The sequence below is a fragment of the Streptomyces sp. MMCC 100 genome (assembly GCF_041538145.2).
Taxonomy (GTDB): Bacteria; Actinomycetota; Actinomycetes; order Streptomycetales; family Streptomycetaceae; genus Streptomyces.
Genome location: NZ_JBGORK020000001.1, coordinates 561,146 through 581,544, shown reverse-complemented (window position 1 = coordinate 581,544; position 20,399 = coordinate 561,146). Strand labels below are relative to the sequence as shown.

Genomic DNA, 20,399 nt, shown 5'->3' with positions numbered 1-20,399 from the left:
CGCAGATGGTGCCGCACCCTTCCGACGAATCGGCACGGGAGGTGACCGGACGTTCACGGACGGCAAAAATATTGGCGCCTCCACTGAGCGCCGCGCAGAATCGGCCGATGGAACCCGTCACGCTCACCACCGACCGCCTCGTCCTGCGCACGGTCGGCCCCCGGGACACCGAGGCCGTGTACGCCGCCGCGCAGGATCCCGACATCCAGCGCTGGACGACGATCCCCTCGCCCTACCTCCCGGAGCACGCGCGGGGCTTCACGGAGCGGATGGTCCCCGACGGCTGGGCGAACGACTCGATGTTCACCTTCGGCCTCTTCCTCCCCGCCGGTGACCTGGTGGGCATGCTCTCCGTCACGATGATCTCCCTGGGCGTCGGCGAGATCGGGTTCTGGGGCACCAAGGAGCACCGGGGCCGGGGCTACGTCACCGAGGCCGCCGTCGCCGCCTCCCGCTGGGCCTTCACCGAGCGGGCCGTCGACCGCCTGGAGTGGCGTGCCGAGGTCGGCAACACGGCCTCCCGCGCGGTGGCCCAACGCGCGGGCTACACCATGGAGGGCACGCTGCGCTCCGCGATCAACAACAAGGGCGTACGCCGCGACTGCTGGATCGGCTCCCTCCTCCCCTCGGACCTCTCCCTCCCGTCCACGTCCCCGTACTTGCCGGCGCGGTGACAGCAGTAGCTGCGGCCAGTCGCGCCGCAGCCCCCGCGTAGCTGCGGGCAGTCGTGCCGCTGGGGCGGCACGGGTGGGCGCAGCGGCACCCGGCAAGCGCCGGCCCGCGCCCCCTGCCCCACGCCCGCACCCACCCCGGGCGCCCTGTGAACGCCGGCGCGCCGACCCCACCGCACTCGACCCCACCGCACCCACCCCCCACTGTCAGACCCACCCCCTATCGTGCGGACGTATGACGACCCTGCCGCCCCCCGCCACGGAACTGTCCGCAGACGAGGCCCGCCGCCTCGCCCTCCGCGCACAGGGCTTCCTCGGCGCCCCCGACCGCCGCGCAGGCGTCCGCGGCGTCCTCCGTCACCTGGGCGCGGTGCAGCTCGACACCATCTCGGTCCTCGCCCGCTCCCACGAGCTGATCCCCTACGCCCGCCTCGGCGCGGTCGGCCGCCGCACCGTCGAGGACGCCTACTGGACCGACACCCACGCCTTCGAGTACTGGTCCCACGCCGCCTGCATCCTCCCCATCGAGGAGTGGCCCCACTTCGCCTTCCGCCGCCGCGGGTTCCGCAACCGCCCGCACTGGAACCACCACCTCCCCGAAGGCGACTACGACCGCGTCATCAAGCAGCTCCGCACCGAGGGCCCCCTCACCGCGACGGACCTGGGCGGCGCGAAGAAGACCAGCGAGTGGTGGGACTGGTCCGGCACGAAGGTCGCCGTCGAGCGCGCGCTCATGTACGGCGAGGTGGTGTGCGTGGAGCGCCGCGGCTGGAAGCGGGTGTACGACCTGGCCGAGCGAGCGGTCCCGGCCGCGCTGCTCCACGACGACCTGGACGACACCGAGTGCCTGCGCCGCCTGGTCCGCCTGGCCGGTCGGTCCCTGGGCGTCGGCACGCGCGCGGACATCGCGGACTACCACCGTCTCAAGGCCGAGCAGGTCGACGCGGTGATCGCCGACTCGGGCCTGGAGCCGGTCACCGTGGCGGGCTGGGGCCGGCCGGCCTGGGCGGACCCCGCGGCTCTGGAGACGGTCCCACGCGGCCGTCACCGCACGACACTGCTCTCGCCCTTCGATTCCCTCGTCTGGGAGCGGGCGCGCACGGAGCGGATCTTCGGTTTCACCCACCGCCTGGAGGCCTACGTGCCCAAGCAGAAGCGGGTACACGGCTACTTCGCGATGCCGGTCCTGGCCGGCGGGCGGATCGTCGGCCGCGTGGACCCGGCGCGCGAGGGACGCACCCTGGTCGCCAAGCAGGTCACGCTGGAGGGCCCCAAGGCGGTTCCGGCGGTGGCCCAGGCCCTGGCCGAGGCGGCGGGCTGGGTGGACTGCACGAACGTACGCGTGGAGCGGGTCGAGGCGCCGGACCTGCGCGAGCCCCTCACTCGTGAACTGACCCGGCTGCTCGACTGACCGGTACCGGTACCGGGCTCAACGACTCAACGGATCTCGAGAATCTTCTCCCGCATCGCGTACACCACGGCCTCCATCCTGGAGTGCAGCTGGAGTTTCTCCAGGATGTTGCGCACGTGGTTCTTCACGGTGTTCTCGGAAATGAACAGTTCCTTGGCGATGTCCCGGTTGTTCATTCCCGTGGCGACGAGCTTGAGGACCTCCAGCTCGCGATCCGTGAGCCGCGGTGCGGGCACCAGTCGGCGTTCGTCGGTCCGCTGGATCATCGACTTGAACTCGGTGAGCAGTTTCGACGCCATGGACGGACTGATCTGGGACTGCCCGTCGGCCACGGCGCGAATGGCGGTGGCCACCTCGTCCGTCGAGATTTCCTTGAGGAGATAGCCGGTCGCGCCCGCCTTGATCGCGTCGTAGAGGTCGGCCTCCTCGTCGCTGATCGTCAGCATGATGATCTTGGCACTGGGGGCCACCTCCTTGATGGAGGTGCATGCCTCGATACCGCCCCGCTTGGGCATCCGCACGTCCATCAGGACGATGTCCGGCAGCAGGTCGGCGGCCTTCTCCACGGCCTCGGCGCCGTCACCGGCCTCTCCGACGACCTGGATGTCCTCCTCGGCCGCGAGCACGATCTCCAGGCCGCGGCGGAAGAGGGCGTGGTCGTCCACGACCAGCACCCTGATCGGCTCCTCGCGCGTGGAGCCCGCGTCCGCGTCCGGGCCCATGCCGACCGCCGCGTCGTCGATCCCGTGGTCGACGCCCGCGCCCCGCATCGGTCCGAAACTGTCCGCCATCGTTCCTCCCCCTGAAGGCTGTGGCACGTGGTCCTGAGCCATCGCCAACCCAGAGCAACGACCCACCCGTTGGGCCGTTGCCGCCATGATTCCATGCCTGGCCGACAGCAGGGTGACCGAACGGGCGGCGATGGGGTCGCACACCCTCGCGCACCGTCGCACACCGGTGCCCCTGGGGGCGCACACGCGCTCCAGGGGCACCGGCCCGCTGTCACCCGGCGGTGTGTGTCAGCCGCCGAGCGCGTCGCCCGCGTCCGGGGCGTGCGCCTGGGTGACCATCGTGTCCGTGGTGAGGTGGATCACGCCGTAGTCGTAGGCGTGCCGCCGGTAGACGACGCTGGGCTCCTTCGTCTCGGAGTCGACGAACAGGTAGAAGTCGTGCCCGACCAGTTCCATCTCGTAGAGCGCCTGGTCGAGGGACATCGGTGCGGCCACGTGGGTCTTCTCCCGGACGACGAGCGGGCCGTCGCCCTGGACCTCCAGCGAGCCGATCTTCTTGGTGGGTACGCCGTCCTGCTTCTCCGTCGGGACGACGTCGCCGGTCCCGTTGAGTGTCGCCGCGCCGGGTACGTGGTCGGCGACCTCGGCCGCCGAGATCCGGCGCGCGCCGCGGCGCGAGAAGCGCTTGTCGTGCTGCTTGCGCAGCCGTGCGCCGAGCTTCTCCGCCGCCAGGTCGAGCGCCGCGTAGGGGTCGCTCGCCGCCGCCTCCGCCCGAATCACCGGACCGCGGGAGCGGAGCGTGATCTCCACTCGGTCACAGCGGTCGGCCTGCCGGGGGTTCGGCTCCTTGGACACCTCGACGTCGAGGCTGATCACCTTGCCATCGAGCTTCTGGATCTTCTCCAGCTTCAGCTTCTCGGCCACGTGCTTCCGGAACCGCTCGGGCACCTCGGTCTTGCGGCCCTTGACGACGATGTCCACGCAGAACTCCGTTCCCGGATCGCTCCGCTTCGACGGCGGAGCATCTCCCTTTTGCACCAGGTTCCGGTCTATCCCGAAACCTCGGACTCGGTGACGTCCACCTCCTCCCCCGCGGGCGGGATCTCCACTCCACCGGTGCGGGTGATGACGGTGAAACCCGCAGCACGGCATTCGGATTTGAGAGGTGTGGCCTGCGGCTTTGCCTCACAATCGAACATATCTCGCCCGGACGGATGTCGTCACCCTCTACCGCGGCGTACCTCCGTTCCGGTGAATTGAGCCTCTCATTACCTGCAACGATGAAAGTTCTCAGTCAGTTCCGGTTTATTTCGAAAGAGTCTGGTGAGGCCGCGACCACTGCCGCGCAGATCGCCTCACGGATCACGCCACCGCCTCCGTACCGGCCCGCCATTCGGGGCCCGGCCTTCCGTTCCTCTCCGCCTTCCCCTGCCTCCGCCGGATACACAGCCGATCTCGGCCTCCCGTACGTGCCGGGCCCCGTCCGCGACTCAACGGCGGTGGCCGTCACCGCGCGCACCGCACGTGCCGCCTCGGCCAGCGACGCCCCCGTCGTCATCAGGTCGTCGACCAGGACGAGCGCCCCACCGCCGCGCAGCAGCCCGCCACCGCCGGGTGCCACCGCCAGCGCGCCGGCGAGGTTGTCCACCCGCTGCCGGGCGTCGAGCCCCGACTGGTCGGCCACGGCGTACCGCTGCCGCAGTGCGGCCAGCACCCGGGCGGAGGTCCCGGTGCGCCGCAGCTCCCCCGCGGCCGCGAGGGCGATCCGTCGCGCCGGGTCGTGTCCGCGGATCCGCACGGCTCTGCGCGCCGACGGCACGGGCACGAGCAGCACCGGGCCCCGCACCCGTGCGGCCTCCGCGTCACCGGCGCCCGCGTCACGGGCTCCCGTCCACGCTTCCCGGAGACCCGCCCGCACCGCTCCCGCCAGCGCCGCGCCGAGCGGTCCCGTGAGGGCCAGCACCCCCCGCTCCTTGTGGGCCAGCAGGGCGGCCCGCACCTCGTCCGCATACGGCGCGGCCGCGTGCACCGCGGGCAGGCCGGGCGGCTCCGGCTCCGGACGCACACGGCACGGCGGGGCTCCGCTCAGCGCCGTACGGCACCGGGGGCACAGCACCGCGCGAGCCCTGCCGCAGCCTCCGCACTCGGCCGGCAGCACCAAGTCCGTGAGGTCCGTCCACCATCCCCGTAACGTCCGAGATCCCCGCATGGCCACCACTGTGCCAACGCCCGCGGAACCCTGCCAGGCCTGTGGAAAACCCCGCCCCGCACCCTGTGGAAAACTCCGCAGCGCTCCAAAACGACCGGACGCCCCACACCGGACGGACCGGCGCGGTCGCCTCCCACACCGGACGGACCGGCGCGGTCGCCTCACCCCGGATAGACCGGCGCGGTCCCCTCCGTCACCTTCTGCCACTGGAGCCCGGACGGCAGCCGCACGATCAGGTCCTCCGAGTACGCCACCAGCGGCAGCCGCTCGTCCTCGGTCGCGGCGATCTCCTTGACGCCCGTCAGCGCCGCGGGCACCGAAGCCTCCGGTGTCGAGCCGTCGACCTGGACGTAACCGATCTGCTGGACGCCCCCACGCTCACGCCCGACCACCACGAGCCGGGCGTCACCGGCCCACGACATGGCCGTGACCTCCTCCAGTTCCGGGGTCGCGGAGCGCAGTTCGAGCACGGTGACCGCAGGCGGTTCGCCGGCCCTCTCCTCACGTTCGATCCGTCCGATGAGCAACGACCGCTTGCCGTCCTTCTCCACGACGAGCGCGATCCGCACCCCGTCGGCGGCCACCCGCACGGCCTGAACCCGGCCGTCGAGACCCGGCGTCCGGACCTCCACGGGGTCGCCCGCGCCCTCCTTCAGCAGCAGCAACCGCGGGTCGGCCGGGTCGCGGTCGGCGATCCACAGGTCGCCCTGCGCGTCCCAGCTGGGCGGTGTCAGCCGGTCCGCCTCCGCCTTGCCGCCGCTGGTCAGCACGGGGTCGCCGAGCGAACCGCCCGACACCAGCGAACCGACGTACAGCGACTTGCTGTCGAGTCCGATCCCGGCCGCGCTGTGCTCGCCGCGCGACACCGCCACCGACCGCAGGGCCCGCCGGCCCTCGCCCAGGGGGCCGGGCACCGGTTCGGCCCCGGTCCCGTTGCTGCCGGCGGCGATCCGCACCAGACGGTCCTGCTCGTCCACGAAGTACAGGTAGTCGGGCCGTTGCGCCGACCCGCGCGTCGCGACCGTCTCGGCCCGGTCCTCGGAGAGCGAACACACCTGCTCACCGCCCGAGCGCAGCTCGACCTCCTCCACCGCTGGGGTGAGGTTCTGCAGCGTGAACAGGAGCTGCGCGGCCATCTCGTCGCACTTGTCGGCACCCGCCGAGGCCGCCTTGTCGTTCAGCGGCACGATCAGCTTGTTGCGGTCGTCGGGCGTCAGCGAGACGACGTCCTCCGCCAGCGCCGTCCCGGTCGGGAAGCTGGACCTGACCACGGGGTCCAGCAGGCTCGTCGGCCCGCTGAGCAGGGAACGCACCGCCTGGGTGAGCGGATCCACGCGCCGGCGCACGTAGACGGGGTCGGCGACGGCCGACGGCTCCCGGACCGTGCCGGTGTCGGCGTCCGCCCGCATCACGGTGTTCGAGGCGAAGTAGTACCGGTTGACCGACATGTAGTTGCGCTGGAAGTCCGACTTGCCCATGACGACGCCCTGCGGCAGCACGTCGATGCGCCACTGCTTGGTCTTGGAGTCGCGGGTGAGGTGCACCGACTCGCGGTACGGGCCCCCGGCCGGCGAGTACGACTGCTGCGCGTCCACCGTGGCGACCTTGGTGCCGGTCAGGTTGACCGAGTAGTCGTTGGCGTCCTCGCGGTTTCCCGAGTGGTCGGACACGGTCCCCGGGCCGTCCGCGAGCACCGTCGCGGACCGGTCCGGCCGCCAGTTCTTCGCGGCGTCGCCCGTCAGGTACTTCCGCGCCGTCTCGTAGTGCGGGTCGTCGCTGGTCAGCGCTTCCAGGAAGCCCTGCACGATGTCGGAGGGCGGATCGTCCGGCTGCGGCGGCATCGCGAACACCCGCACCTGCGGGTCCTGCCGGGGCGTGGACTCCACTCCTCGCAGGTCCCCGCTGTCGGGCATGGACGCACATCCCGCCAGCAGTACCAAACCGCAGGCGGTGTACGCCATCACGCGTGCCGGCCCCCGCCGACCGCTCCCCTCGCGGTCAGCGCCCACGAGATGCCTCCCCTTGCCTGCTCGAGTCCTCTGGACCGGCGTCCGGACGGCTCGCCGCCCCCGGTGCCGGCCCGCCGTCCTGTCTCCGGGCGGCGCCCGACACCGGCCTCGGCACCACCCGTGCCCCGTTGCCCGGCAGCGCCGTCGGGTCGGCCGTGGGGGTCACCGTGGCCTGCCGCGGCGTTATCGGCCCCCGCGCGGAGACCGGCGAGCCCTGCCCGGCCGGTGCCTGCGCCGGGACGCCGGCCGCCTTGTCCGCGCCGTGCGGCGGTGCGGTGTCGTTGAGACCCGCGTCCTGGAGCCCGCGGTTGCGGCGCGAGTCGGTCGGCTCCAGCGGTATCGGGGAACCCCGCAGCGGCTCGTCCGCCGTCCTCGGCAGCGTCAGCCGGAACTGCGAACCGCCACCGGGCTCTCCCCAGGCCTGCAGCCAGCCGCCGTGCAGCCGCGCGTCCTCCAGGGCGATCGACAGGCCCAGCCCCGTACCGCCGGTGGTACGCGCGCGTGCCGGGTCGGCCCGCCAGAAGCGGCTGAAGACCCGGGTGGCCTCGCCCGGCTTGAGCCCGACGCCGTAGTCGCGCACCGCGACGGCGACCGCGCCCCCGGCGGCGGCGAGCTTGACGACGACGTCCCGGCCCTCGCCGTGCTCGACGGCGTTGACGACGAGGTTGCGCAGCACGCGCTCCACACGCCGTGCGTCCGCCTCGGCGACGACGGGCTGCTGGTCGCCGGAGAGGCGTATCTGCGTCCCCTTGCGCTCGGCGAGCGGCTCCGCACCGCTGACGACCCGCCGTACGACCTCCCTGAGGTCTATCGGCTCGGCCTCGAGGGCCGCGGCGCCCGCGTCGAAGCGGCTGATCTCCAGCAGGTCCGCGAGCAGCGTCTCGAACCGGTCCAGCTGGTCGGCGAGCAGCTCGGCCGACCGCGCGGTCACCGGATCGAAGTCCACGCGCGCGTCATGGATGACGTCGGCCGCCATCCGCACCGTGGTCAGCGGCGTCCGCAGCTCGTGCGACACGTCGGAGACGAACCGCCGCTGCATCCGAGACAGGTCCTCCAGCTGGCTGATCTTGAGCTGGAGGTTCTGCGCCATCTTGTTGAAGGCCTCGCCGAGCCGGGCGATGTCGTCCTCGCCGGTGACCTTCATACGTTCCTGCAGCCGCCCCGCGGACAGCCGCTCGGCGATGCTCGCCGCCATCCGTACGGGTGTGACGACCTGGCGCACCACGAGCCAGGCGATGGCACCGAGCAGCACGACGACGAAGAGCCCGGCCGTCGCCAGGGTGCCCCTGACCAGGCTGAGCGACTTCTCCTCCTGGGTGAGCGGGAAGAGGTAGTACAGCTGGTAGGGCTCGCCGTTCGGGTCGTTGACCTGCTTGCCGATGACCAGTCCGGGCTGGGACGCCTCGTCGGAGTTGTAGACGATCCGGGTGTAGCTCTGGGCGGCCGCGGTGTCGCCGTCGATGCGTTCCCGCAGGGACTCGGGGACGCTGGCCGCCCAGTTGACCATTCCGGAGGCGCGTGGACCGCGTCCGCTGCCGCTCTCCCCGCCCATGGGGAGAGTGACCACGTCGAACGCGCTCTGACCGCCGCTGGAGAGCGACTTCACCAGTTCGCTCATCCACTGGATGACGTTCTGCGAGGGACGGCCGTCCGCAGGGGTGGTGTCGTCGCCGTTGGTGCTCGCCGCCTCCTCGGCCTTCTGCTTGGCGGCAGTGAAACCGCCGGTGGCCTGGCTCTGGGAGGCCTTCACCTTGGCGTCGAGCAGTCCGTTGCGGACCTGGCCGATCACGACGAAGCCGAGGAGCAGCACCACGCCCAGCGACATCAGCAGGGTGGTGGCGACGACCTTGAGCTGGATGTTGCGCCGCCACAGCCGCATGACCGGCAGCAGGGGGCGGCGCACCCAGCGCATGAACAGACGGAGCACCGGGCTGCCCTGCACTCCGCCGTGCAGCAGCCCGCCCTCCAGCACGCGGCTGAAGCGCGAGCCGGGGGGCTTGCGGCCGATGGTCTCGGGGCCGACAGGCCGCCCGGCGCGGGCCCCGGACCCGGGCGCCGAAGCGGCACTGTCCCTGGTCATGTCAGCTCGGCCCGGCCTTGTAACCGACGCCACGGACGGTCACCACGATCTCCGGCTTCTCCGGGTCCTTCTCGACCTTGGAGCGCAGCCGCTGGACATGCACGTTGACCAGCCGGGTGTCGGCGGCGTGCCGGTAGCCCCAGACCTGCTCGAGGAGCACCTCGCGCGTGAACACCTGCCACGGCTTGCGGGCCAGCGCCACCAGCAGGTCGAACTCCAGCGGCGTCAGCGCGATCGACTGTCCGTCCCGCTTCACGGAGTGACCGGCCACGTCGATGACCAGGTCGCCTATGGCCAGCTGTTCCGGTGCCGGCTCCTCCGACCTCCGCAGGCGTGCTCGGATACGGGCCACCAGCTCCTTCGGCTTGAACGGCTTCACGATGTAGTCGTCGGCGCCCGACTCGAGGCCCACCACGACGTCGACGGTGTCACTCTTCGCCGTCAGCATCACGATGGGTACACCCGACTCCGCCCTGATCAGGCGGCACACCTCGATGCCGTCCCGGCCGGGCAGCATCAGGTCGAGCAGCACCAGGTCGGGCTTGGTCTCCCGGAAGGCGGCCAGCGCCTTGTCGCCGTCGGCTACGAAAGATGGCTCAAAACCCTCACCACGCAGCACAATGCCGAGCATCTCGGCCAGTGCGGTGTCGTCGTCGACGACAAGGACTCGTCCCTTCATAAACGACATCATCCCATTAGCTAATCGTTACCTGGCGTGACCTGGCACACAGCACGGCCAGGCCCTCGGCCGTCACGGGCGAAACCACGCCCTCCTCGGTGACGATCGCCGTCACCAGTTCGGGCGGGGTGACGTCGAACGCCGGGTTGTACGCCTGGGTCCCCAGGGGTGCCACCGGAATCCCGCCTCCCGCTCCCGCCACCGGCACCTGAGGTGCTGTGACCTCGGTCACTTCATATCCGGGGCGCTGCTCCACTTCGATGGACGCCCCGTCCGGCGTGCCCGGATCCACCGTCGTGACCGGCGCCACCACGATGAACGGCACATGGTGGTACCGCGCGAGCACCGCGAGCGGATAGCTCCCCACCTTGTTCGCCACCGAACCGTCGGCCGCGATGCGGTCCGCGCCGATGAGTATCGCGTCCACCTCACCCGCCGCGAACAGCGAACCCGCCGCGTTGTCGGTGAGCAAGGTGTACGCCATGTCGTTGCGGGCCGCCTCGTATGCCGTCAGGCGAGCACCTTGCAGCAAGGGACGCGTTTCGTCCACCCACAGGCGTCGCAGCCGCCCCGACCGGTGCGCCGCGAGCGCCACCGCGAAGGCGGTCCCTTCACCGCCCGACACCAGCGAACCGGTGTTGCAATGCGTGAGGACGCGATGCCCCCCGGCGGGCAGCAGCTCGTCGAGCAGCGCCAGCCCGTGCGCGGCCATCCGGGCGCTGGCCTCGGCGTCCTCCCGGTGCAGCGCCCGCGCCGCGGACAGCGCCGCCGCGGCGGCCTGCCGGGTGTCACCGGTCCTGGCGAGCGCCTCCTGGTGGGCGGCCTGCGCCCGGCGCACCCCCACGGCGAGGTTCACCGCGGTGGGGCGGGCCCCCGCAAGCGCCGCCGCGGCCTCCTCGACCTCGAAGCCCCGGACGGCGGCGAGCGCGACTCCGTAGGCGCCCGCGATGCCCAGCAGCGGCGCCCCGCGCACGGCGAGCGAGCGGATCGCCTCGACGAGTGCGGCCGCGTCCGTGCAGACCAGCTCGACTTCTTCGGCCGGCAGCCTGGTCTGGTCCAGCAGCACCAACACCGGGCCCTCGGGAGGTTCCTCCCAGCGAAGGACCGGTATGCCGGTCGACCGCTTGTCCTGGCCGCTTCGTGCGTCCTGATCAGCCATGCGGTCAGTGTGCCCCCTGGACGACGGACAATTGAAGGTGCGCAGCCCCTACCGCGCCCGGTCCGCACCCGACGCCCCCATGGCACGATGGCTGCCAACCTGCCGCCGCGACCGCGGACGGGCACCGTGAAGGAGCGACGATGAACGACACTCCGGGCTGGGCATCGCCCGGATCCGCCCCGTCCGACGGGCAGGAGCCCGGCGAGTCCGGCCCCGCCGACCGCCCCGCCGGTCCCGATCAGCCCGCGCCCCCCGCGGACCGGCCGGGTGCGGAACCGACGAGCCCCGGCACGAAGTGGTCCAAGGAGCAGCCGCCCCCCGGCCAGTGGTCCGCACCCACCGGACCCTCCGACCAGGGCCAGACCCCGCCTCCGCCGCCGCCCGGCCCGGGCTGGGGCACCCCGCCACCCGGACCCCCCGGAGGCGGCTACGGCGGCTACCGAGGCCCCGGCGGCTACGGCGGCGCGGGAGGGGGCTACGGCGGCTACGGCGCCCCCGGTGGACACGGTGGCTGGGGAGGCGGCTGGGGCGGTCCCCCGCCCGCGGCCAAGCCCGGCGTGATCCCGCTCCGTCCGCTCGGCGTCGGCGAGATCCTCGACGGTGCCGTCTCGACCATGCGCACCTACTGGCGCACCGTCCTCGGCATCTCCCTGACCGTCGCCGTCTTCACCGAGGTCATCGTCGTGCTGCTCCAGGGCCTCGTCCTGGACAACACCGGCACCGAGGCCCTCAACGACCCCGACGCCACCCTGAGTGAACTCGGCGACGCGCTGGCCGACACCACGATCAACTCGGGTGTCATCTTCCTGATCTCCCTGGTCGGCACCGTACTGGCCACCGCCCTGCTCACCACCGTCACGAGCCGCGCCGTACTCGGCAAACCGGTGACCACCGCCGAGGCCTGGCGGGACGCCCGCCCTCAGGTGCTGAAGCTGTTCGGCCTGATCCTCCTGCTGCTCCTCATCGTCGCCGGTCTCCTCACGGCCGGTATGGCACCCGGCCTGATCATCACGGCCACCGCGGGCGGCGAGGCCGGCGTGGCCCTGGCCGCCCTGGGCTTCATGGCGGGCGGGGTCGTCGCCGTCTGGCTCATGGTCCGCTTCTCGCTGGCGTCCCCCGCGCTGATGCTGGAGAAACAGGGCATCAAGAAGGCGATGGGCCGCTCGGTGAAGCTGGTGCGCGGCTCCTGGTGGCGCGTCTTCGGCATCCAACTGCTCGCCACGGTCATCGCCAACGTCGTCGCGTCGATCATCGTCATCCCCTTCACCTTCCTCGCCGCGGCCCTCGGCGGCGACGGGATCGGCGGCTTCCTCGAGGGCACCGGCGACCTCGGCTGGACCTTCCTCGTCGTCAGCGGCATCGGCTCGGTGATCGGCTCCATGATCACTTTCCCGATCACGGCGGGCGTGACCGTACTGCTGTACATCGACCAGCGCATCCGCCGCGAGGCCCTCGACCTCGAACTGGTCCGCGCCGCCGGTACCCGGGGCCCCGGCGCCTCCGGCGCCGTCCCGGGGAGCTGATGCGGTGAGCACGTCGGGGGGAGTTCTCACAGAGGTGCTGTCACGCACCGCCGCACGAACGGTGTCACGCGCCGGCGACACCTCGGTGCTGTCTGCACTGTCGCTCTCGCGCTCGGGTGACGAACCGCCGGTGACGATCCCGCGCGACCCGGCGCGGGAGGCCGCGCGGCGCGAGCTGTCCAAGCGCATGTACCACGAGAACGACCCCAGCTGGTTCCAGCGGGCCCTGAACGCCTTCTGGGACTGGATCGAAGAGCTGTTCAGCAAGGCGTCCACCGCGACACCCGGGGGGACGCTCGGACTGGTCGTCGTCATCGTGGCCGTCCTGGCGGTGCTGGGCGCCCTCTGGTGGCGCCTGGGCACCCCCCGCCGCAGTCCCGTCTCCGCCCCCGCCCTCTTCGACGACCGCCCCCGCAGCGCCGCCGACCACCGCGCCGCCGCCGAGGCACACGCCGCCCAAGGACACTGGAGCCAGGCCGTCCAGGAACGCATGCGGGCCGTCGTCCGCGCCCTGGAGGAACGCGCCCTGCTCGACACCCGCCCCGGCCGCACCGCCGACGAGGCGGCCACCGAGGCCGGCCGCGCCCTGCCCGTCCACAGGGACCGACTGCACGCCGCCGCCCGGGACTTCGACGACGTCGCGTACGGCGGCCGACCCGGCAGCGAACAGTCGTACCGCCGCCTGACCGAACTCGACCACGACCTGGAACGCAGCAAGCCGCACCTCACGAGCAGCACGGCCGGCGGTCCCACGGGGGACGCGGACCGGGACACCCGCCGGGGAGCCGCCGAATGACCACCGAGGCCACGCTCCCCACCACCGCGGCCTCGCCCACCGCCCGCCAGGTGTGGACCCGCGCGCGGGGCATCGCGCTCGCGCTCGTCCTGCTGCTCGTCGGGGCCGTCGCGATCGCGGTCGTCCGCTCCGACGCCCGGCACGGCGAACTCGATCCGCGCTCCGCCGACCCCTACGGCAGCCGCGCCGTCGCCGAACTCCTCGCCGACCGGGGGGTCTCCACGCGCGTGGTCACGACCCTGGACGAAGCGCGGGCCGCGGCCGGCCCGGACACCACTCTGCTGGTCGCCGTACCCGATCTGCTGACGGAACGCCAGCAGATGCGACTGCACTCCGCGACCACCGGCTCCGGCGGACGCACCGTCCTTATCGCCCCCGGCGGCAGCGCCGTCGAACGCCTCGCCCCCGGCGTCACCGCCGACCCCGCACTCAGCTTCGACTCGACGCTGGCCCCCGCCTGCGACCTGCCCGCCGCACGGCGCGCGGGCGACGCCGACACGGGCGGCATCCGCTACAGCACCCACCTCGAAGCCGACACCTGCTACCCCAGCCGGCGCCTGGCCACCCTCCTGCGCATCCCCGACCCGTCCGCGAAGGCGTCCGCGGAGGGCACCGCGGGCGACACCGTCGTCCTCGGCGCCCGCGACATCCTCTTCAACAACCACCTCGACGAGCACGGCAACGCCTCGCTCGCCCTCCAACTCCTCGGCTCCCGCGACCACCTGGTCTGGTACCTCCCCTCCCTCTCCGACGCCCCGGCCCCGGACGAGGAACGCAGCTTCTTCGACCTGCTCCCGTCCGGCTGGCTCTGGGGCACGCTGCAGCTCTTCATCGCCGCCGCACTCGCCGCCCTGTGGCGGGCACGCCGACTCGGCCCCCTGGTGCCCGAAAAACTCCCCGTCGCGATCCGCGCCTCCGAAACCGTCGAAGGCCGCGCCCGCCTCTACCGCAAGGCGAACGCGCGCGAACGCGCCGCCACCGCTCTTCGCTCCGCTACCCGCACCCGCCTCGCCCCTCTCGTAGGCGTCCCCGTCACCCAGGCGCACACGCCCGAGTCCCTGCTCCCCGCCCTGTCCGCCCACCTCCACGACGCGCACGGCGACGGACAGTCCCTGCACACCCTCCTCTTCGGCCCGCCACCCGGCGACGACGCGGCCCTGATCGCACTCGCCGACCAACTCGACGCCCTCGAAAGAGAGGTACGCCGTCCATGATGGACCCGACCACTGACAACGCCGGGCAGACCGCGGCCCCGGGCAACGCCCGCGCCGCCCTCGAAGCCCTGCGCGCCGAGATCGCCAAGGCCGTGGTCGGCCAGGACGCCGCCGTGACCGGTCTCGTCGTGGCCCTCCTGTGCCGCGGCCACGTCCTGCTCGAAGGCGTCCCCGGAGTCGCCAAGACGCTGCTCGTCCGCACCCTCGCCGAGGCCACCGAACTCGACACCAAACGCGTCCAGTTCACCCCCGACCTGATGCCGAGCGACGTCACCGGCTCCCTCGTCTATGACGCCCGCACCGCCGAGTTCTCCTTCCAGCCCGGCCCGGTCTTCACCAACCTGCTCCTCGCCGACGAGATCAACCGCACGCCGCCGAAAACCCAGTCGTCCCTCCTCGAAGCCATGGAGGAACGCCAGGTCACGGTGGACGGCACGCCCCGCCCGCTCCCCGAGCCCTTCCTCGTCGCGGCCACCCAGAACCCGGTCGAGTACGAGGGCACCTACCCCCTCCCGGAGGCCCAGCTCGACCGCTTCCTCCTCAAACTCACCGTCCCCCTCCCCACCCGACAGGACGAGATCGACGTCCTCAGCCGCCACGCGGCCGGCTTCGACCCGCGCGACCTGCACGCCGCCGGCGTACGCCCCGTCGCCGGTGCCGCCGACCTGGAGGCCGCCCGCGCGGAGGCCGCCAGGACGACCGTCTCCCCGGAGATCACCGCCTACGTCGTCGACATCTGCCGCGCCACCCGTGAGTCGCCGTCCCTCACCCTCGGCGTCTCCCCGCGCGGAGCCACGGCACTGCTGTCGACCTCCCGCGCGTGGGCCTGGCTCACGGGCCGCGACTACGTCACCCCCGACGACGTGAAGGCCCTGGCCCTCCCCACCCTCCGGCACCGCGTACAGCTCCGTCCGGAGGCCGAGATGGAGGGCGTGACCACGGACTCGGTCATCAACGCGATCCTCGCCCACGTCCCCGTCCCCCGCTGATGGCAATCACCGGACGCGCCGCGTTCATCGCGGCCCTGGGCTCCGTCCCCATCGGCATCTGGGACCCCAGCTGGACGGGCATCCTCGCGGTCAACGCCCCGCTGGCCGCCGCCTGCGCCTGCGACTTCGCCCTGGCCGCCCCCGTACGCCGCCTCGGCCTGACCCGCTCCGGCGACACCTCCGCCCGCCTGGGCGAGACCGCCGACGTCACCCTGACGGTCACCAACCCGTCGGGCCGCCCGCTCCGGGCCCGCCTGCGCGACGCCTGGCCGCCCAGCAGCTGGCAGCCCGGCACGGAGACGGCGGCCTCCCGCCACAGCCTGACGGTCCCCGCCGGGGAACGCCGCCGCGTGACCACCCGCCTGCGCCCCACCCGCCGCGGCGACCGTCAGGCGGACCGCGTCACGATCCGCTCGTACGGCCCCCTGGGCCTCTTCACCCGCCAGGGCACCCACCGGGTCCCCTGGACCGTGCGCGTCCTCCCCCCGTTCACCAGCCGCAAGCACCTCCCCTCCAAGCTGTCCCGCCTCCGCGAACTCGACGGACGCACCAGCGTCCTCACCCGCGGAGAGGGCACGGAGTTCGACAGCCTGCGCGAGTACGTACCCGGCGACGACACCCGTTCCATCGACTGGCGCGCGACAGCCCGCCAGTCCACCGTCGCCGTACGCACCTGGCGCCCCGAACGCGACCGGCACATCCTGCTGGTCCTCGACACCGGCCGCACCTCGGCGGGCCGCGTGGGCGACGCCCCTCGCCTCGACGCCTCCATGGACGCCGCTCTGCTTCTGGCCGCCCTGGCCTCCCGCGCCGGCGACCGCGTCGACCTCCTCGCCTACGACCGCCGAGTACGCGCCCTGCTCCAGGGCCGCACGGCGGGCGACGTCCTTCCCTCCCTGGTCAACGCCATGGCGACCCTGGAGCCGGAGCTGGTGGAGACCGACGCGCGCGGCCTCACCGCCACCGCTCTCCGGTCGGCCCCTCGCCGCTCCCTGATCGTCCTCTTCACGACGCTCGACACGGCCCCGATCGAGGAAGGACTGCTTCCCGTGCTGCCCCAGCTCACTCAGCGCCACACGGTCCTCGTGGCCTCGGTGGCCGACCCGCACGTCGCGAAAATGGCCGAGGCCCGCGGCCACACGGACGCCGTCTACGAAGCCGCAGCGGCCGCACAGGCCCAGTCGGAACGCCGTCGCACCGCGGACCAACTCCGCCGGCACGGCGTAACGGTCGTCGACGCGACCCCGGACGAACTGCCTCCGGCGCTCGCGGACGCCTACCTGGAACTCAAAGCGACGGGCCGCCTGTAAAACGGCGGGGCGGGGCCGGAAGGCCCTGCTCTCTTCGTTTCAACGACCCCCTAAACGCAGAAAACCCCGCACCGTTCCCGGTGCGGGGTTTTCTCGCAATAATTGTTCGGCGGCGTCCTACTCTCCCACAGGGTCCCCCCTGCAGTACCATCGGCGCTGTAAGGCTTAGCTTCCGGGTTCGAAATGTAACCGGGCGTTTCCCCTACGCTATGACCACCGAAACACTATGAAACAGACAATCAACCGGGTGACCAACACAGTCTGATTGTTCGTGGTTTCAGAACCAACACAGTGGACGCGAGCAACTGAGGACAAGCCCTCGGCCTATTAGTACCGGTCACCTCCACACCTCACGGTGCTTCCAGATCCGGCCTATCAACCCAGTCGTCTACTGGGAGCCTTAACCCCTCAAAACACAGTGGACGCGAGCAACTGAGGACAAGCCCTCGGCCTATTAGTACCGGTCACCTCCACACCTCACGGTGCTTCCAGATCCGGCCTATCAACCCAGTCGTCTACTGGGAGCCTTAACCCCTCAAGGGGGTGGGAGTCCTCATCTCGAAGCAGGCTTCCCGCTTAGATGCTTTCAGCGGTTATCCCTCCCGAACGTAGCCAACCAGCCATGCCCTTGGCAGAACAACTGGCACACCAGAGGTTCGTCCGTCCCGGTCCTCTCGTACTAGGGACAGCCCTTCTCAAGACTCCTACGCGCACAGCGGATAGGGACCGAACTGTCTCACGACGTTCTAAACCCAGCTCGCGTACCGCTTTAATGGGCGAACAGCCCAACCCTTGGGACCGACTCCAGCCCCAGGATGCGACGAGCCGACATCGAGGTGCCAAACCATCCCGTCGATATGGACTCTTGGGGAAGATCAGCCTGTTATCCCCGGGGTACCTTTTATCCGTTGAGCGACGGCGCTTCCACAAGCCACCGCCGGATCACTAGTCCCGACTTTCGTCCCTGCTCGACCCGTCGGTCTCACAGTCAAGCTCCCTTGTGCACTTACACTCAACACCTGATTGCCAACCAGGCTGAGGGAACCTTTGGGCGCCTCCGTTACTCTTTAGGAGGCAACCGCCCCAGTTAAACTACCCATCAGACACTGTCCCTGATCCGGATCACGGACCCAGGTTAGACATCCAGCACGACCAGACTGGTATTTCAACGACGACTCCACCCACACTGGCGTGCGAGCTTCACAGTCTCCCAGCTATCCTACACAAGCCGAACCGAACACCAATATCAAACTGTAGTAAAGGTCCCGGGGTCTTTCCGTCCTGCTGCGCGAAACGAGCATCTTTACTCGTAGTGCAATTTCACCGGGCCTATGGTTGAGACAGTCGAGAAGTCGTTACGCCATTCGTGCAGGTCGGAACTTACCCGACAAGGAATTTCGCTACCTTAGGATGGTTATAGTTACCACCGCCGTTTACTGGCGCTTAAGTTCTCAGCTTCGCCTGGACGAATCCAAGCTAACCGGTCCCCTTAACGTTCCAGCACCGGGCAGGCGTCAGTCCGTATACATCGCCTTACGGCTTCGCACGGACCTGTGTTTTTAGTAAACAGTCGCTTCTCGCTGGTCTCTGCGGCCACCCCCAGCTCACGGAGTAAATCCGGTCACCGAGTGTGGCCCCCCTTCTCCCGAAGTTACGGGGGCATTTTGCCGAGTTCCTTAACCATAGTTCACCCGAACGCCTCGGTATTCTCTACCTGACCACCTGAGTCGGTTTAGGGTACGGGCCGCCATGAAACTCGCTAGAGGCTTTTCTCGACAGCATAGGATCATCCACTTCACCACAATCGGCTCGGCATCAGGTCTCAGCCTTATGTGCGACGGATTTACCTATCGCACGGCCTACACCCTTACCCCGGGACAACCACCGCCCGGGATGGACTACCTTCCTGCGTCACCCCATCACTCACCTACTAACCGCTTGGGCCGGCGGCTCCACCACTCCCCTTTGCCCGAAGGCTCCAGGGCGGCTTCACGGCCTTAGCATCACGATGCTCGATGTTTGACGCTTCACAGCGGGTACCGGAATATCAACCGGTTATCCATCGACTACGCCTGTCGGCCTCGCCTTAGGTCCCGACTTACCCTGGGCAGATCAGCTTGACCCAGGAACCCTTAGTCAATCGGCGCAAACGTTTCTCACGTTTGTATCGCTACTCATGCCTGCATTCTCACTCGTGAACCGTCCACAACTCGCTTCCGCGGCTGCTTCACCCGGCACACGACGCTCCCCTACCCATCACAGCCGGCGTTGGCCGTATTACTGCAATGACACGACTTCGGCGGTACGCTTGAGCCCCGCTACATTGTCGGCGCGGAATCACTAGACCAGTGAGCTATTACGCACTCTTTCAAGGGTGGCTGCTTCTAAGCCAACCTCCTGGTTGTCTGTGCGACTCCACATCCTTTCCCACTTAGCGTACGCTTAGGGGCCTTAGTCGATGCTCTGGGCTGTTTCCCTCTCGACCATGGAGCTTATCCCCCACAGTCTCACTGCCGCGCTCTCACTTACCGGCATTCGGAGTTTGGCTAAGGTCAGTAACCCGGTAGGGCCCATCGCCTATCCAGTGCTCTACCTCCGGCAAGAAACACACGACGCTGCACCTAAATGCATTTCGGGGAGAACCAGCTATCACGGAGTTTGATTGGCCTTTCACCCCTAACCACAGGTCATCCCCCAGGTTTTCAACCCTGGTGGGTTCGGTCCTCCACGACCTCTTACAGCCGCTTCAACCTGCCCATGGCTAGATCACTCCGCTTCGGGTCTTGAGCGTGCTACTAAAACCGCCCTGTTCGGACTCGCTTTCGCTACGGCTTCCCCACCCGGGTTAACCTCGCAACACACCGCAAACTCGCAGGCTCATTCTTCAAAAGGCACGCAGTCACGAGACACCAAGCAAGCTTGATGTCCGACGCTCCCACGGCTTGTAGGCACACGGTTTCAGGTACTATTTCACTCCGCTCCCGCGGTACTTTTCACCATTCCCTCACGGTACTATCCGCTATCGGTCACCAGGGAATATTTAGGCTTAGCGGGTGGTCCCGCCAGATTCACACGGGATTTCTCGGGCCCCGTGCTACTTGGGTGTCTCACAAGCAAGCCGCTGATGTTTCGACTACGGGGGTCTTACCCTCTACGCCGGACCTTTCGCATGTCCTTCGCCTACATCAACGGTTTCTGACTCGCCCTGTTGCCGGCAGACAACAGAAGTGAGATCCCACAACCCCGCACACGCAACCCCTGCCGGGTCTCACACGTATACGGTTTAGCCTCATCCGGTTTCGCTCGCCACTACTCCCGGAATCACGGTTGTTTTCTCTTCCTGCGGGTACTGAGATGTTTCACTTCCCCGCGTTCCCTCCACACTGCCTATGTGTTCAGCAGCGGGTGACAGCCCATGACGACTGCCGGGTTTCCCCATTCGGACACCCCCGGATCAAAGCCTGGTTGACGACTCCCCGGGGCCTATCGTGGCCTCCCACGTCCTTCATCGGTTCCTGGTGCCAAGGCATCCACCGTGCGCCCTTAAAAACTTGGCCACAGATGCTCGCGTCCACTGTGCAGTTCTCAAACAACGACCAACCACCCATCACCCCGGAA

At 69.8% G+C, this 20,399-nt stretch carries 14 protein-coding genes and 2 rRNA genes; 7 read left to right on the top strand and 9 right to left on the bottom strand.

All coding sequences use genetic code 11. The annotated features are described in order from the left end of the window. Positions 1-107: 107 nt before the first annotated feature. Positions 108-674 (top strand): GNAT family N-acetyltransferase, encoded by a 567-nt coding sequence (locus ABS735_RS02800; protein WP_373899785.1) that lies wholly within the window; start codon positions 108-110, stop codon positions 672-674. A 232-nt stretch (positions 675-906) separates the two neighbouring features. Next, positions 907-2,082 carry a winged helix-turn-helix domain-containing protein gene (locus ABS735_RS02795; protein WP_373899782.1) on the top strand — a complete coding sequence of 392 codons (1,176 nt, stop codon included), beginning with the start codon at positions 907-909 and terminating at the stop codon, positions 2,080-2,082. A gap of 26 nt (positions 2,083-2,108) precedes the next feature. Here ABS735_RS02795 and ABS735_RS02790 read toward each other — a convergent pair whose 3' ends face one another. From ABS735_RS02790 to mtnA, 7 genes are all read right to left on the bottom strand, one after another. Then, entirely contained in the window at positions 2,109-2,873 is a 765-nt protein-coding gene (locus ABS735_RS02790; protein WP_373899780.1) for a response regulator, read from the bottom strand. Positions 2,874-3,101: 228 nt separating this feature from the next. Further along, positions 3,102-3,794, bottom strand: a complete 693-nt coding sequence (hpf, locus tag ABS735_RS02785; protein ID WP_373899778.1) for a ribosome hibernation-promoting factor, HPF/YfiA family — start codon at positions 3,792-3,794, stop codon at positions 3,102-3,104. A 313-nt stretch (positions 3,795-4,107) separates the two neighbouring features. Next, positions 4,108-5,022 (bottom strand): ComF family protein, encoded by a 915-nt coding sequence (locus ABS735_RS02780; RefSeq protein WP_373899776.1) that lies wholly within the window; start codon positions 5,020-5,022, stop codon positions 4,108-4,110. Between the two features lie 161 nt (positions 5,023-5,183). Then, entirely contained in the window at positions 5,184-7,031 is a 1,848-nt protein-coding gene (locus ABS735_RS02775) for an LpqB family beta-propeller domain-containing protein (protein WP_373899774.1), read from the bottom strand. Then, on the bottom strand, positions 7,021-9,111 hold the full coding sequence (gene mtrB, locus ABS735_RS02770) for a two-component system sensor histidine kinase MtrB (RefSeq protein ID WP_373899772.1): 2,091 nt from the start codon (positions 9,109-9,111) through the stop codon (positions 7,021-7,023). The genes ABS735_RS02775 and mtrB overlap by 11 nt, the downstream gene beginning before the upstream one ends. A 1-nt stretch (position 9,112) precedes the next feature. Then, positions 9,113-9,802, bottom strand: coding sequence for a two-component system response regulator MtrA (gene mtrA, locus ABS735_RS02765; protein ID WP_003975799.1), 690 nt, complete (start codon positions 9,800-9,802; stop codon positions 9,113-9,115). A 4-nt stretch (positions 9,803-9,806) separates the two neighbouring features. After that, positions 9,807-10,949: an S-methyl-5-thioribose-1-phosphate isomerase gene (gene mtnA / locus ABS735_RS02760; protein ID WP_373899770.1), complete on the bottom strand. Its 1,143-nt coding sequence runs from the start codon at positions 10,947-10,949 to the stop codon at positions 9,807-9,809. Between the two features lie 140 nt (positions 10,950-11,089). On the opposite strand from mtnA, the gene ABS735_RS02755 reads away from it, so the two are divergent. From ABS735_RS02755 to ABS735_RS02735, 5 genes are read left to right on the top strand one after another with little or no spacing between them, the layout of a single operon-like run. Then, a complete protein-coding gene (locus tag ABS735_RS02755; RefSeq protein WP_373899767.1) occupies positions 11,090-12,472 on the top strand; it encodes a DUF7847 domain-containing protein in 1,383 nt (460 codons plus the stop codon). A gap of 4 nt (positions 12,473-12,476) precedes the next feature. Next, complete coding sequence (locus ABS735_RS02750; protein WP_373899765.1) at positions 12,477-13,268, top strand: DUF4129 domain-containing protein; 792 nt, start codon at positions 12,477-12,479, stop codon at positions 13,266-13,268. Next, entirely contained in the window at positions 13,265-14,482 is a 1,218-nt protein-coding gene (locus ABS735_RS02745) for a DUF4350 domain-containing protein (RefSeq protein WP_373899763.1), read from the top strand. Before ABS735_RS02750 ends, ABS735_RS02745 begins: the two co-directional genes overlap by 4 nt. Further along, positions 14,482-15,471, top strand: coding sequence for an AAA family ATPase (locus tag ABS735_RS02740; RefSeq protein WP_373900212.1), 990 nt, complete (start codon positions 14,482-14,484; stop codon positions 15,469-15,471). Before ABS735_RS02745 ends, ABS735_RS02740 begins: the two co-directional genes overlap by 1 nt. Then, a complete protein-coding gene (locus ABS735_RS02735; RefSeq protein ID WP_373899760.1) occupies positions 15,471-16,781 on the top strand; it encodes a DUF58 domain-containing protein in 1,311 nt (436 codons plus the stop codon). Before ABS735_RS02740 ends, ABS735_RS02735 begins: the two co-directional genes overlap by 1 nt. Before the next feature lie 104 nt (positions 16,782-16,885). Here ABS735_RS02735 and rrf read toward each other — a convergent pair. Both rrf and ABS735_RS02725 read right to left on the bottom strand, forming a co-directional pair. Further along, positions 16,886-17,002, bottom strand: a 5S ribosomal RNA gene (rrf, locus tag ABS735_RS02730). Between the two features lie 213 nt (positions 17,003-17,215). After that, positions 17,216-20,338: ribosomal RNA gene (locus ABS735_RS02725) — 23S ribosomal RNA — on the bottom strand. Between the last annotated feature and the right edge of the window lie 61 nt (positions 20,339-20,399).